The 15,154-nt window shown below is 46.7% G+C and carries 12 protein-coding genes; 3 read left to right on the top strand and 9 right to left on the bottom strand.

What is annotated here, in order from left to right:
* Window positions 1–141: 141 nt before the first annotated feature.
* The 6 genes from QZX97_RS08215 to QZX97_RS08190 all read right to left on the bottom strand — a co-directional run bounded on the left by QZX97_RS08215 (window position 142) and on the right by QZX97_RS08190 (window position 5,758).
* On the bottom strand, window positions 142–1,575 hold the full coding sequence (locus QZX97_RS08215) for a hypothetical protein (RefSeq protein ID WP_295654933.1): 1,434 nt from the start codon (window positions 1,573–1,575) through the stop codon (window positions 142–144).
* Between the two features lie 109 nt (window positions 1,576–1,684).
* On the bottom strand, window positions 1,685–2,956 hold the full coding sequence (locus QZX97_RS08210) for a serine hydrolase domain-containing protein (protein ID WP_295654932.1): 1,272 nt from the start codon (window positions 2,954–2,956) through the stop codon (window positions 1,685–1,687).
* Window positions 2,957–3,021: 65 nt separating this feature from the next.
* Complete coding sequence (locus tag QZX97_RS08205; RefSeq protein ID WP_295654930.1) at window positions 3,022–3,639, bottom strand: ATP-binding cassette domain-containing protein; 618 nt, start codon at window positions 3,637–3,639, stop codon at window positions 3,022–3,024.
* Complete coding sequence (modB, locus tag QZX97_RS08200; RefSeq protein ID WP_295654928.1) at window positions 3,636–4,307, bottom strand: molybdate ABC transporter permease subunit; 672 nt, start codon at window positions 4,305–4,307, stop codon at window positions 3,636–3,638. Before modB ends, QZX97_RS08205 begins: the two co-directional genes overlap by 4 nt.
* A gap of 22 nt (window positions 4,308–4,329) precedes the next feature.
* On the bottom strand, window positions 4,330–5,088 hold the full coding sequence (gene modA / locus QZX97_RS08195; protein ID WP_295654926.1) for a molybdate ABC transporter substrate-binding protein: 759 nt from the start codon (window positions 5,086–5,088) through the stop codon (window positions 4,330–4,332).
* A gap of 46 nt (window positions 5,089–5,134) precedes the next feature.
* Window positions 5,135–5,758 carry an NAD(P)-binding domain-containing protein gene (locus tag QZX97_RS08190; RefSeq protein ID WP_295654924.1) on the bottom strand — a complete coding sequence of 208 codons (624 nt, stop codon included), beginning with the start codon at window positions 5,756–5,758 and terminating at the stop codon, window positions 5,135–5,137.
* Window positions 5,759–6,022: 264 nt separating this feature from the next.
* Between QZX97_RS08190 and gltB the strand changes: the two genes are divergently transcribed.
* The 3 genes from gltB (at window position 6,023) to QZX97_RS08175 (ending at window position 12,801) form a co-directional block, all read left to right on the top strand.
* Window positions 6,023–10,546 (top strand): glutamate synthase large subunit, encoded by a 4,524-nt coding sequence (gltB, locus tag QZX97_RS08185; RefSeq protein ID WP_295664564.1) that lies wholly within the window; start codon window positions 6,023–6,025, stop codon window positions 10,544–10,546.
* Window positions 10,547–10,554: 8 nt separating this feature from the next.
* A complete protein-coding gene (locus QZX97_RS08180; protein WP_295651633.1) occupies window positions 10,555–12,033 on the top strand; it encodes a glutamate synthase subunit beta in 1,479 nt (492 codons plus the stop codon).
* A gap of 105 nt (window positions 12,034–12,138) precedes the next feature.
* Window positions 12,139–12,801, top strand: a complete 663-nt coding sequence (locus tag QZX97_RS08175) for a peroxiredoxin family protein (protein ID WP_295651634.1) — start codon at window positions 12,139–12,141, stop codon at window positions 12,799–12,801.
* Between the two features lie 3 nt (window positions 12,802–12,804).
* Here the strand turns inward: QZX97_RS08175 and QZX97_RS08170 are convergent, their stop codons facing one another.
* From QZX97_RS08170 to QZX97_RS08160, 3 genes are read right to left on the bottom strand one after another with little or no spacing between them, the layout of a single operon-like run.
* Complete coding sequence (locus QZX97_RS08170) at window positions 12,805–13,641, bottom strand: molybdopterin-dependent oxidoreductase (protein ID WP_295651635.1); 837 nt, start codon at window positions 13,639–13,641, stop codon at window positions 12,805–12,807.
* Window positions 13,625–14,323, bottom strand: coding sequence for a cytochrome b/b6 domain-containing protein (locus tag QZX97_RS08165; protein WP_295651636.1), 699 nt, complete (start codon window positions 14,321–14,323; stop codon window positions 13,625–13,627). Before QZX97_RS08165 ends, QZX97_RS08170 begins: the two co-directional genes overlap by 17 nt.
* A 17-nt stretch (window positions 14,324–14,340) precedes the next feature.
* On the bottom strand, window positions 14,341–15,111 hold the full coding sequence (locus QZX97_RS08160) for a DUF1223 domain-containing protein (RefSeq protein WP_295651637.1): 771 nt from the start codon (window positions 15,109–15,111) through the stop codon (window positions 14,341–14,343).
* Window positions 15,112–15,154: the final 43 nt, after the last annotated feature.

Genomic DNA, 15,154 nt, shown 5'->3' with positions numbered 1-15,154 from the left:
TTTGCTATTCCTATCTGTTTTATTTTTTGTATTAAAATTTATTATTTTTACCCCCCCCCCCCCCCCCCCCTCCGTCGAGCAACAAAAAAGGCAATCACTTTCGCAATTGCCTGTATAATAGATATTTGACTTTTAATCGACTTAGTTATCGTAATGCCTTTTCAGCCAGCTATCGGGCACTGGGATGATACAGATGTTCATTGACTTGTTATCAGCCGAGAGCATGGCCGACTCGATCTCGATACGCGTACCGTCGGGGCTGAAGGTTGGGTGGGGGTGGTCCTGCGCGGTAGGTTTATGGCCTGTAGACAAGGCTATCATTTCGCGGGTGTGGCGGTCGATGAGGTAGATGGTGCGTGAGAAGTCGTCGCCCACAGCCCAACGGCCATCGGCCGAGCCGTTTACGTGCCAAAGGCCGCTGCCACTCGGTGTTTGGCCTATGATAACCATTTCGCGGGTGCGCAGGTTAACAATGCCCAGGCCGGTAGGTTTTTCGCGGGTGCCCGAGTTGCCCCATCCAGCCTCCTGGCCCGGGTTTACGGGGTTGGTTACATCACGAAACTCGGTTCCGGTTGTTGCAGGGGTATATACCGTTTTGGTAACCGGACGGTGCCCCATAATGGCGATAGCCACTTCGTCTTTGGTGATGACTGCTTCGTGCGTTACCCATTCGTAAGGTGCTTCGGGGTATAGTGGCCTTAAGCCTGTGCCATCGGCCATCACGGTCCAGGTGCGCTGCGGCGATTTGCCACCGGTTTCCCAGCAGAAAACGATCTCGCCGGGTACCCATGGGTTCACCTGTATGTGGCCGATCTGGAACGGAACAGATACGATGTACTTGATTTCGCCGCTGTTAACATTCACGCTAAGCAAGCCCGAGGGGCCGGCACCCATGTTGCGGGGGCCAAAGGCAGGTTCAATTTTGGTATTGGGGGCGATGTGTTTCATGGCTTCATCGTGCCCTACACGGCAGTAAACCACTTGTTCATCGGCATCGAGGGCCATATCGTTGCCGGGGTTCATGGCTGCAGGTAGCGTGCCGCAAAGGCGCTGGTATTCGGAAGCGGGTTTCATGGTGCCGGCTTTGCTGTCTGCAAAAACTTTGGCCAGGTTCACTACCCATATCTGTAGCCCGGTAGGGGCGCGACGTGGGGCACCGGGAGCAGCGGGAGTTTGCCCGGGTGTGCCGCTGGGTGTTGATTCGGCATTGGGGTTTATGTTGCGCAAAAAGTATAGGTTCATCGACTTGCGGGCCAGGCAAAGCATGCCGGTATAGCCGCCTTCGGTTATTTGGACGATATCGCCCGTGGTCTCGTTTACGGCCATTGCCTCGTTACGGGCACGGTTTGAGCGGAACACGAGCCATTGCCCGTCGGACGTCCATTGCGGGTGGGTTTGATATATTTTGGAATCGCCGGCAGGGGTGCTGGTCAAAAAGGTGAGCATGGTGCCTGTAACCGGGTCTTTCACCAGCTTTTTTTCGGATGGCCAGCGGCGGCCTATCTGGGCGTTGGCATTCAGGGAAAAAGCGACGGCAGCGTATAAGGCAATGGCAAACAGTGATGATGTTTTCATGAGAATGGCTTTAATTGGTTGGTTAATTGTGTGCAGAACACTTATGCAAAGGTGCTGTTATATGGCTTATTTACAAATGATTGATGCAACAATTTCAATACAATAGTGCTTAATCAATAATTGCCTGATAGACCAGGTTTTTGTATTTGCCGATGAGGGTCTCGTCCCAATTGCTATCTACCTGCGACATAAAGATGCCGAACAGGTCTTCCTTCGGGTCGACCCAGAAACGGGTATAAAAGGCACCGTCCCAACCAAAACTGCCGAGGCTTTCCAACTCGTCGAAATGGCCGTTCTGGGTGCGGATGCCGAAGCCGAGGCCAAATTTATCGCCCATGATGCCGTTGTGGGCAAATGAGGTATAGATAAAGATATCGCCGATGGAATTGGCCGTCATCAGTTCGATGGTTTTGCGGCTCAAAATGCGGGTGCCGTTCAGTTGCCCCTTGTTGAGCAGCATTTGGGCAAAGTGGGAGTAGTCGGCAGCGGTTGATACCAAACCCGCGCCACCCGCAAAGTAGGTCTGCTTTTTAGGGTAGGGGAAGTACTTGGTCACCTTATTGACCTTGCCATCTTTGCCTAAAACATACAGGCTGGCCAAACGCGGGAACTTGCTTTCGGGCAGGCTGAAATAGGTATCGGGCATTTTTAGAGGTTCTAAAATATGTTGACGTATGTATTCGTCCAAAGGCTGATGGCTTAATACTTCGATGAGATAACCGAGCACGTCGACGGACATGCCGTAGTGGAACTCTTCGCCGGGTTGTGATATAAGGGGGAGTTTGGCAAGGGCTTTTATCTTATCGCCAATAGTGCCTTCGGTGGGTAACAGGCCTACGGTCATGCCTGCCGGCTCATAGTATTTCTTTTGGAGCGCATCGCCATAAGTAATGCCGGAGGTATGGTTAAGTAATTCGCGGATGGTGATTTCGCTTTTGGCGGGAATAAGCATGGTGCTATCGCCGGTAGGGGCTTTCACTACTACTTTGGGGCTTTTAAATTGGGGGATGTATTTAGATATGGGATCGGTAAGCAAGAATTTGCCTTGTTCGTAAAGGGTCATCAACGCTACTGACGTGATGGCTTTGGTCATGGAGGCAATGCGGAACTCGGCGTTTTTGGGCATGGGTTTATGGGCTTCGATATCCAACATCCCGAAAGACTTATAGTAAGCTACCTTGCCATGCCTTGCGATTAGGGCTACCATACCAGGCATTTTGCCGCTCATGATAGATTCGTTCATTACGGTATCAATCCGCGATAAGCGGGAAGAAGACAGGCCAACAGTTTCGGGCTTTGCAGGCAACAGACTTTGCGCCGATGCGAACATCGCCGACATGATAAACAGCAATAAGATGCTAATACGCTTATGGATAGCCATGATAATTGGTGAACCGGGTTTGATGGCGAAAGGTACAAAAGGAAACAGGAATACCCAAACGGGCCTTATCCTATTTTAAGATAGTTGGTGGCGATATGGTCTATCTCGTTGGGGTTGTGGCTCACAATAATGCAGGTAGCCCCAATTTCATTTATAATATAAACCAATTGGTTAACCGTGTCCCGCCTCATGTCATAATCTAAAGCCGAAAAGGGCTCATCCATCAGCAGCAGTTCGGGTTTTGTAGCTAATGCCCGTATAATTGCAAGCCGCTGTTGTTGCCCTCCCGAAAGGTATTCGGGCCTGTGAGTTACCAGCGTATCCAATTTGGCAAAATGGAGCAGGCTGTTTATCCAATCGCGGTCGGTAGTGGCGTATTCCATGTGCTGCATTACCGTCATATGTGGAAAGAGGGCATAGTTTTGAAATACAAAGCCAACTTTACGCTTTTGTGGAGGCAGGTTAAAGTTTTGTTTGGTATCGAGCCATAGTTTGCCTTCAAAGGAGATGCGGCCTTTTTCGGGGGTAACAAGTCCTGCTATGGCCTTGAGCAGGGTTGTTTTACCCGAGCCGGATGGCCCGGATATCTTGGTGATGGTATGCGCGGCTATCCAGCTATCCACCCGGAGTATTTGTGGCCCCTGATAGGTACGCATTTTCTTTTCAATGTCAATAACTATCATTCTAATGGGCTTTTGGCGGTATGTTTATTGAAAATGAATACAGCCATAACAATGGCGAATGTAAGCGAGAACAGGATGAGGGAATAAGTATTGGCACTGGCATAGTCCATATTTTCGACCGAATCGTAAATGGCGATGGAGGCTACGCGGGTTACGTTTGGGATATTACCGCCTATCATCAACACGACACCAAACTCGCCTAAGGTATGCGCAAAGGTCAGCACAACGGCAGTAAGTAATGATGGCCTGATATTTGGCAGCAATATCTTTCGAAAGGTTTGATATTCGGTTTTACCCAAGGTGTAAGACGCCTGCGATAGAGATAGTGGCAATTGTTGTAAAGCTGATTTAATAGGTCCAATCATAAAAGGCAAACTATAGATAACCGATGCCAGTACCAACCCGGGGAATGAGAATACCAACTGCAGACTGAAGGTTTGTTGCAGCCAGTGCCCGAGACCATGTTGCGGACTAAATGCCAGCAGCAGGTAAAAGCCGAGAACAGAAGGCGGCAACACAAGGGGCATAGTGATCAAGGCATCGAGGACGATTTTGACGAAAGAACGGCCTTTCGATAGCCAGTAAGCCAACGGGAGACCAATCAACAGCAATATAATTGTTGTTGTGGCTGCCAGTTTTAAAGTTAACCAAATGGGCGACCAATCCATCAGATAAAAGTTGACTCGTTCTTCATTGTTTTACGATATAGCCATATTGGATAAATATCGCTTTAGCGGATGAAGATAGCAGATATTGATAGAATTTTTCGGCTTGTTGGAGATTATTCTCTTTGGCGTGTTTTAAAATAACCATTCCCTGTTCTATAGGGGCGTATAATTTAGGCTCCACGGGGACCCAATACAACTTGACGGTTTGCCCTGCATCCATCAATAGTGACTGACTGGTGAAGCCCATGGTTACTACTCCGGTTGTAATATAGGTGTTTACTTGCGCTATGCTTTCGCCTGTTACTAATTTGGTTTTTATTTTGTCGGCCAAGCCCAATTGTGCCAAAGCTTCTATAGCAGCTTTGCCGTATGGCGCAATTGCAGGGTTGGCTACGGCTACTTTTGCAACATTATTTGTAAGGATGAGGGTTTGCCAATTTTTCAGGTTGATATTTTGCGTGCTGCATACAATTAGGCTGCCGGATGCGTAAACAATGGCCTTATCAATCGCAAAGCCGCTGGTGTACAAGTCTTGCGGGAAACCCATATCGGCAGAGAGGAAGATATCGAAAGGTGCTCCGTTTTTTATTTGGTTGGCGAGGTTGCCCGACGAACCAATAATAGGCTCGACAACTATACCTGTTTTCTGGGCAAAATCGGCATCTAATACCTTGATTACTGATTGAAGGTTAGCTGCAACAGCGACTTTTAAACTTTGTGCGATGCAAAACTGCGATGATAACAGTGCTATCGATAACAGTAAGGCTTTATTTTTTAACATAAACAGGCCATTAAGTGTAATGGCCCAAATATAGCAAACAAGGCTTTCAGTTTTTCAATAAAGCATGTGCCTCTTCGCAGGTAATCTCTTTGTTGTACAGTTCAGATTGTGGTTCCTGTAGTTTTCCGCCATCGTGCAGGTTTCCCGTATCAATGGCCGCGAAACCAATTTCTTCAATCAAATGGGAAACTTTGGCTTTGCATTCCACGTTATCGCCGGCTATGAAAATTGCTCTGCGTTCTTTTAGAGGCAAATCGCTGCGGCCGCTTTCGGCCAAATGCTTAAACCAAATGGTATTAAATGCCTTTACTATATTGGCACCGGGCAAATGCTTGGCTGTCTCCTCGCTCGAAGTTGAGTCTCCAAGGTCAATTAATCCCCCGCCTTCTTTATAAGGGTTCATAGCATCTACCACAATTTTGTCTTTTAACAATACCGGGTCGGGCAGGGCTTCAAACTTGCGCCAGGGAACGGCCAAAATAACCATTTCGCCAAATGCAGCCGCATCGTTTACGCTTAGAGCGATGGCATTATCGCCCAATGCTTTTACCAGGTCTTTTAACGATGAAGGTCCACGCGAATTGCTAATGGCCACAGCATGTCCGGCTTTAATAAAAAGGTTTGCAAGTGTGGCGCCAATATTACCTGCACCAATGATTCCGATTTTCATAAATTTCCATCTTTTTTAGTTGAAAAACACAAAACGCGAATTTTTCAAACAAATCCTATTGATATTATAGAATTTATATAGTCTTAACAACTAAGTGTAGCTATTTGTTTTTTTTAAATTCCATAATTATTTTATCAGATAATTGCTAATTTTGCATTTATTGTAATTAATAACATATAAATATTAAACAATGTGAAAAAAAGACTAAACATTTTATAATTTTCATCATATTGCGTAACTTCGTTATCACACCTTTTTATAAAAATGGAGCAAACTGATTGTAACCAACATGGCTTGTACAGGCCAGAATTTGAACACGACTCATGCGGGACCGGCTTTTTGACAAACATACACGGTCAAAAATCAAACCAGATTATTGTTGATGCGCTGACCATATTAGAAAATATGGAGCACCGCGGCGCATGCGGCTGCGACCCTTTGTCGGGCGACGGAGCTGGAATACTGATTCAGATACCACACGAGTTTTTTATGGAAGAATGCACCAGTCTCGAGATCAGCCTTCCTGAGCCCGGCGAGTACGGTGTGGGTATGACCTTTTTACCAAAGGATCCGGCAGTGAAAAAGGCTAGTCGCACTATCATAAAAAATGCTGCTGAAAAACTGGGTTTGCATATTTTGGGCCACCGCAAAGTACCTGTAAATCCTTCATGTGTTGGCGAAACAGCTCTTGCTGCAGAACCGGATATCGAACAGATATTTATTGCTCGGCCGCACCATATTATCAACCCTGACGATTTTGAGCGCAAATTGTATGTTTTGCGCCGCTATATCACCAAAACCGTTAGCGAATCGATAAAGGATGCACCTGAGCATTTTTATTTTACTTCGTTAAGTTGTAAAACCATTATCTACAAAGGGCAGTTAACTACTTACCAGGTTAGGCAATATTTTAACGACCTCTCAGACCCGCGCATGGCATCAGCTTTTGGGATGATACACTCGCGGTTTTCAACTAATACATTCCCCTCATGGCGTTTGGCACAGCCCTTTCGTATGATGGCGCACAATGGCGAAATCAATACTTTAACGGGCAATTTGAACTGGTTTTATTCCGGTTTAAAATCATATGTGTCTCCTTATTTCACGCAAGATGAGATGGAAATGTTGCTACCGGTAATTGACAATAACCAGTCCGATTCGGCATGTTTGGATAACATCGTTGAGATACTGCTTCACTCCGGCCGCTCACTACCGCATGTAATGATGATGCTGGTACCAGAGGCATGGGATGGCAATGAGCAAATGGACCCTATAAAAAAGGCGTTCTACGAGTATCATGCAACGTTAATGGAGCCATGGGATGGTCCGGCCGCATTAACTTTCACTGACGGTAAATTGATTGGAGCTTTGTTAGACCGGAATGGCCTGCGCCCTTTGCGCTACGTGGTCACCAGCGACAATCGCGTTATCGTAGCATCCGAAGCGGGTGTGTTGGCATTAGACGAAACTACCGTAATACGAAAAGGCCGTTTACAGCCTGGTAAGATGTTGTTGATTGATACCGAGCAAGGTAAAATCATCACCGATGATGAAATAAAACGTAAAATAGCCGGAGCTCAGCCTTATGGTCGATGGTTAGAAAATTATAAGATCCGCTTGGAAGAACTGCCCGAGCCGCGATTAACATTCTCGAGCTTGGCTTCAGATTCTGTTTTTAAATATCAGCAAGTGTTCGGTTACTCGCGCGAGGATATCGAGACCATCATCATGCCGATGGCTATTGATGGTAAAGAGCCTATAGGTTCGATGGGTACCGATGTGCCGCTGGCAATATTGTCGGATAGGCCACAGCACCTTTCAAGTTACTTTAAACAGTTTTTCGCACAGGTTACCAACCCGCCAATCGACCCGATTCGCGAACGTTTGGTAATGAGCCTGGCTACCTTTATAGGTAACAATGGCAATTTGCTGGATGAAGATAAGATGCATTGCCATTGCGTAACGCTGAAACATCCCATCCTGAACAATTACGAACTGGAGAAGCTACGTAGTATCGATACAGGCCTGTTCCATGCCAAAACATTGCAGACTTATTTTAAGGCTGATGGTCAGCCCGGTTCGCTCGAAAAGGGGATAGCCAGGCTTTGCCGATATGCCGATGACGCTGTTGACGACGGCTTTGAAGTATTGATACTGTCCGACCGGGCAATTGATTCTGAGCACGCGCCAATTCCATCCTTAATGGCTGTTTCGGCAGTGCATCACCATCTTATTAAGAAGGGTAACCGGGGTTCGGTAGGTTTGGTGGTTGAGGCCGGTGATGTTTGGGAAGTGCATCATTTTGCCTGTTTATTGGCATTTGGCGCAAGTGCCATTAATCCATACCTCGCGTTAGCAAGTATAGAAACCCATAAAAATGACGGCAAATTAAACAGTGGTCTTGATTTTAAAGCGCTTTCGAAGAACTATATTAAGGCCGTTAGCGATGGTTTATTAAAGATATTCTCCAAAATGGGTATCTCCACCTTACAATCATACCATGGTTCGCAGGTGTTTGAGATTTTGGGCCTGAATAAAGAGGTGGTTGACCGTTACTTTACCGGCGCGGTAACTCGCATAGGTGGTTTAAGCACCGACGATATAGCCCGCGAAGCCTTGTGTAAGCACAAAATAGGTTTCGGTGAGGCGAAAAATGAGATACATTTATTGCCCGAAGGTGGTATTTACCAATGGAAACGCAGGGGCGAGGCCCACTTGTTTAATCCGGATACCATCCACCTGTTGCAGCATGCCACAAAAACCAACGACTACAACGTTTACAAGCGATACGCTAAATTGATTAACGAGCAAACTGAGAAGCATTATACCATTCGCGGATTACTTGATTTTGCGCATCACCGCGAGTCTATTTCGATTGACGAAGTTGAACCGGCTGAGAACATCATGAAGCGTTTCGCGACAGGTGCGATGTCTTTTGGCTCTATCTCGCACGAAGCGCACAGCACGTTGGCTATTGCCATGAACCGTATAGGTGCCAAAAGCAATACCGGCGAAGGTGGTGAAGACGAAATGCGTTATATACCAATGCCGAACGGCGACTCGATGCGTTCTGCCATCAAACAGGTCGCCTCAGCACGTTTTGGGGTTACCAGTAACTATTTGACCAATGCCGACGAGTTACAGATAAAAATGGCCCAAGGCGCAAAGCCGGGAGAAGGTGGCCAGTTGCCGGGTGATAAAGTGGATGCATGGATAGCCAAAACACGCCACGCCACACCTGGTGTAGGTTTGATATCGCCGCCACCACACCACGATATTTATTCGATCGAAGACTTGGCACAGCTGATATTCGATTTGAAGAATGCCAACCGCGCCGCACGTATCAACGTAAAGTTGGTTTCTAAAGCGGGCGTTGGCACCATTGCAGCAGGCGTTGCCAAAGCACATGCCGATGTTATCCTGATAGCAGGTTACGATGGTGGTACAGGAGCGTCGCCTATAAGCTCGATAAAGCATGCAGGATTGCCGTGGGAGTTAGGTTTAGCCGAAGCCCACCAAACCCTGGTACGCAATAAATTACGCAGTCGTGTGGTGTTACAGGCCGACGGTCAGATGAAAACCGGCCGCGATTTGGCCATTGCTGCCTTAATGGGAGCAGAGGAATGGGGCGTTGCAACGGCCGCTTTGGTTGCAGGCGGCTGTATCATGATGCGCAAATGCCATTTGAACACTTGCCCTGTAGGCGTAGCAACACAAGACGCTGAACTGCGTAAGCTGTTTACCGGCAAGCCGGAACATATTGTTAACCTGTTTCGCTTTTTGGCAGAGGAAATGCGCGAAATCATGGCCGAATTAGGTTTCCGCACCATAAACGAAATGGTAGGCCGCGTACAATTCCTTAAAGTAAGGGATGGTTTAAAACATTGGAAGTTGAACAAAATTGACCTTTCGGGGATTTTACACCCGGTTTACAATGCTAAAGGAGCAACGCTTTACAATAGCGAAAAGCAGGACCATGGCATGGACGAAATAATTGATTGGAAGCTATTGGAGCAAGCGAAACCCGCATTGGAAGACCAAAGCCCGGTTTTTGCCTCTTTCGATGTGAAAAATACAGACCGTACTATAGGCACTTTGTTATCAAACGAGATATCAAAACGTTATGGTTCAACTGGATTGCCGGAAAATACCATCAACTACAAGTTCACAGGTTCGGCAGGGCAAAGTTTTGGAGCTTTTGCTGCAAAAGGCATATCCTTCGAACTGGAAGGCGAAGCCAATGATTATGTAGGTAAGGGTCTTTCAGGTGCGCAGTTGGCTATTTACCCGTCAAAAGATGCAACTTTTGTTCCTGAAGATAATATTCTGATTGGTAACGTTGCTCTTTATGGCGCAACATCGGGTGAGGTATTTATCCGTGGTATGGCGGGCGAACGTTTTGCCGTGCGTAACTCGGGCGCTACAGCGGTTGTAGAAGGTGTTGGCGATCACGGTTGCGAATACATGACTGGTGGACGAGCCCTCATCTTAGGTAAAACAGGCCGTAACTTTGCTGCAGGTATGAGCGGTGGTATCGCCTGGGTTTACGATCCTGAAGATACTTTCACTGAAAACTGCAATACCGAGATGGTGGACCTTGACCCACTATCTGCAAAAGACAAAGAACAGATAGTTACCCTGTTGCGCAAGCACGTACAAATTACGGGCAGCACTGTGGCCAAATCCTTGTTGGAAAACTGGGAAGAATCATTGCTCAAGTTTGTTAAGGTATTCCCTAAAGAATACAAAAAGGTTTTACAACAGGCACAATATCAAACCATCAGCTAATTATTATAATGGGAAAACCAACCGGATTTAAAGAGTTCGACAGGGAACTGCCGTCAAAAATTACCCCTAAAGAACGCATTACGAACTATAACGAATTTGTACAGCCCTATTCGGACGAAAAGCTAAACGAACAAAGTGCCCGCTGCATGAATTGCGGTGTGCCTTTTTGCCATAACGGGTGCCCGCTTGGCAATATCATCCCCGAATTTAACGACGCCGTTTATCGTAAAGATTGGGAGGAAGCGTATACCATCTTATCATCGACTAATAACTTTCCTGAGTTTACAGGCAGGATATGCCCTGCGCCATGCGAGGCCGCTTGCGTATTGGGCATCAATAAACCGCCTGTAGCAATTGAAGAGATTGAGAAGCATATCATCGAGATAGCATATTCTAAAAACCTTGTAAAACCTACCGCGCCTTTGGTTAAAACCGGTAAAAAAGTGGCCGTTGTAGGGTCGGGCCCTGCTGGTTTGGCTGCTGCAGCCCAACTGGTAAAAGCCGGCCATTTGGTAACAGTTTACGAGCGCGATGATAAACCCGGAGGTTTGTTACGTTTCGGCATCCCCGATTTTAAATTGGAGAAATGGGTAGTTGAACGTCGGGTTAAACTGATGGAAGAGGATGGTGTGGTGTTTAAACTGAACACCGAAGTTGGCAAGGATATTATGCCCGAAGAACTTGTTCGTGGCAACGATGCTGTGATACTGGCCGGCGGTTCAACTATTCCACGAAACTTGCCTATACCGGGACGCGACTTAAAAGGCATTTACTTCGCGATGGATTTTCTGAAACAACAGAATAAACGCGTAAGCGGAATAGGCTTTAACGCTGAAGATATTTTAGCTACAGGCAAAGATGTAGTGGTAATTGGTGGTGGTGATACCGGTTCCGACTGTGTGGGTACCTCAAACCGCCAAGGCGCCAAATCGGTTACCCAATTTGAAGTGATGGGCAAACCGCCCGAACAACGCACACAACATATGCCTTGGCCAACTTATCCAATGTTGCTAAAAGTAACCAGCTCGCACGAAGAAGGTGCTGTGCGCCATTGGGGAGTTAATACTAAGGAGTTTTTAGGTGATGCGGACGGCAACCTGCGTGCTTTACGCGTAACCGATGTAAGTTGGGAACTCGATGTCATGAACCGGCCCGTTAAATTTGTTGAAGTTGAAGGTTCAGAACGCGAAATGCCTTGTCAGGCTGTGTTTTTGGCGATGGGCTTTTTACACCCGCAACATACTGGTATGTTGGAGCAGTTAGGTGTTGAGCTTGATGAGCGTAAAAACGTGAAGGCTCGTGAGGGTGTTTATCGTACCAATACAGGTAAAGTATTTGCCGCGGGCGATATGCGCCGTGGCCAGTCGTTGGTAGTATGGGCAATATCCGAAGGCCGTGAATGTGCCCGTAGGGTAGACGAGTTTTTAATGGGCCATTCTGCTTTAGAAAGCAAGGATGCCATTAACCTGTTTGAGCAGGTGTTTTAAAAGTACAACTAAACCAAACCTTAATAGCATTCGGGACGGCAAAATTTTGCTGTCCCGTTTTGTTTTTATAGCTTTAACAGCAGTATTTCAAAGAACCGTGATACCATGAAAAAGTACATGTTTGTCGTTTTTGTCCTCTTGGTTTCGGTTGGTGCAAACGCCCAGCAGGCAACAACCCCAACATCGCCGGCCACTCCACCCATAGCTGCGCAGGCTTCCCTTTCTCAACCCACGGCCCTGATGGTCGGCTCTAAAGCCCCCGATTTCAACGGGGTCGATTATTTAGGCAAAAAGCACAGTTTAAAAGCCCTGTTGAAAAAAAACAATGCCATCGTGCTGTTCTTTTACCGGGGGCAATGGTGCCCTTATTGTAACAAGTATATCAAAGAGATACAAGACAATTTGGCCAAGATTACCTCGAAGGGAGTTATTGTAATAGGCGTTACCCCCGAAACCGAACTTGCCATCAACACCACCATATCCAAAACCGGGGCATCGTTCCCCATTATCAACGACAAGGGCTACAAAATAATGAAAGCCTACAGGGTCGATTATGTGGTGAGTGCCAGCGACCTCGACCTGATGCATAAATACCATATCGATATGGACGCCAACAACGGCAATATGGACCATGTATTGCCCATACCCGCAACCTACGTCATCAACAAAAAAGAGAAGATCATTTTCGCACATTTTGATACCGACTACCGTAAACGGGCCAATATCAACGATTTAATGAGCGCGTTGACTTTCAATACGGGCAATTAGACCTTATAGGCCCGAATAATAATCGTAACCCTGCTCCGCCCAATAGTCAGGCGGACGTTGGTTGCTAAAACTAATGGTGGCAATCCTTTTCAGGTTTTTGATACCATATTTTACAGGGATGATGAGCCTTAACGGCGCACCGTTCTGTATAGGGATGGGCCCATCATTAACCTCGTACGCAAGTAGCGTTTGCGGGTGCAGGGCACTCGGCATATCAATCCCAACATAATACTGCTTGTCTTCGGTAGCAAAACCTACATACTCCATGGCCGCTTGTTTATCAAGCTTATAATGCGCTACAAAATCACTGAATTTTACTCCTGCCCAATGTTGTATCTGGTCCCAGCCTTCAACGCATTTAAAGTCGTATATCAGCTCGGTTTTGGGCAGTGCCTTAATATCGTCTATCGTTAGGGTCAAGGTCTCTGTAGGGCTTTTAACTACCTGCATTTTCCAGTTTGCGGGGTTAAAGTTATCGGGCATGCCCACGTAGCTGTTGCTGCGCAGGTTTTTTGGCACCATTTCTTTCGGATATGTTTTTACCAGGTGGTTACCGCTAAACAGCCTTCTGCAAAATAGCTCGGTCTGGTTTAAGGCCCTGCGCAATGGCGCTTTGGCACCGGCCGTTACGGTTTTAACTTCTTCAGGACTGTTGGCAAGCCATTTCCAGCCACCAAATGCGGCAGCCTGCAACACAATAAAGCTGCCAAATGCGATAAACCTGCGCCGTTTTATCTGCTTGTCCAACAAAGCTTCGGCATCCAGTTCCTCAATTTTATGGTTTGGCGAAGTGTCGTTCGGTTTCGGTGTTTGTCCGGGATCGTTAATTGGCTCTTCCATGTTCTTCGTTTGCTAATTCGTTCAACGTCTTATCATCAATTACTTCAAAACCGGTAATTACCGACTGGAAATTCTTCCATCCTGCCATGATCACCTGGAAAATATGTATCAGGAAAAAGAACACATAGCCCAGTGTAAGCGCGAAATGTATAATCCTTGCAAAATGGTAGCCTCCGCATATAAAGCACAGCCAGTTAAGCTGCACGGGTTTGTAAATGGCCAGCCCCGTAATTATCGAACCAAAGCCCATCACGATAATTGAGGTATAGGCTATGCGCTGCGCGGCATTGTACTTGTTTTGCGGCGGCGCTGTTTTGCGGATATGCAGGTCGTGCAACACCACTAACCAAGCCTCTTTAAACGACTTTTTTTGAGGTACCAGTTCGCGCCATTCGCCCGAAATGATGGTATAGAGTACATACAACACCCCGTTGGCAAAAAAGAACCACATAAACAAAAAGTGCAGCGCCATACCTTCCGACAAACGGTGGCTGATGTTAAAGAACCTGTAAAAACCTTCCGGGAAAAAGTTGAACAGCACTTTGCCGCCTATCACTATCTTGTACACATCGTTGCCCCAATATATGAGCATGCCGCTCCATGTCATCAAAAACAACACCGGGAAGTTGATCCAGTGGAACCAGCGCATGGCCAGCGAATGCTTTTCTACGATTTTTTTCATTGATTGGGGTTAATGGTTTAGATGCCTGAAAGTACAACTTTTTGTGCAGACAATATCTCACCATTGGAAATATTCTGTACAAAGCCGATTACTTCCCAGCCCTGAGCGTTATAACCTTGTGGCAGCTTAACAGTGGCCGTACCGTTTGGTTGCTTAAGACTGATACTATTCATCTCGCGTACGATATTTACATGGTTTAGTACCCGGCCGCCGTTCTCGCCGCGTTTAACGTCGGTATGTCCGGCTTTTTGAACGAAGGCTATCAGCAGGTCTCGGTTGGCGCTGCTGGCTTTGGTTTCATATTGCACAGTAAGCTGATTGGCATTCACACTCGCGTTGTCAATGGTCAGCTGGTCGTTATTGGCTTTTTGCAAGCCGTTTTGTATCGCGCTCCGCAGGCTGCTTTCGTTTGAACCTACAAACTCAGTTTTGCCGTTTACCACAATTTGTGGGGTGTAAACCGACTCCAATTTCAACCAGCCGGCATACTGCCTTTGTCTTGATGAGTATTCCGCACTGCTAAACTGATCCTTCCAACCCAGGCTGTTCCAGTAATCTACATGATAAGCCAACACATACACGGGCAGATTTTTGTCTTCCTTTACTATTTTGGCCACCAGTTCATCGGCAGGTGGGCAGCTCGAACATCCTTCCGAAGTAAAGAGTTCTACCAAAGCAAAGCCGTTATTTGGAGCGGCCTTGGCTTTGCGCGGAGTCCTGAACGCGCTGAATGTTAATGCTGTTAGGCTTAATAAGCCAATGATTGTCAGTATCTTATAAGTTTTCATATCGTTTTAAATAAATGATTTTATCCCTTAGTCGATATCGGTC

It is taken from the genome of uncultured Mucilaginibacter sp. (assembly GCF_903893715.1).
GTDB lineage: Bacteria > Bacteroidota > Bacteroidia > Sphingobacteriales > Sphingobacteriaceae > Mucilaginibacter.
Note: the sequence above shows the minus strand (reverse complement) of the source record. Positions and strands in the feature narration are given on the sequence as shown.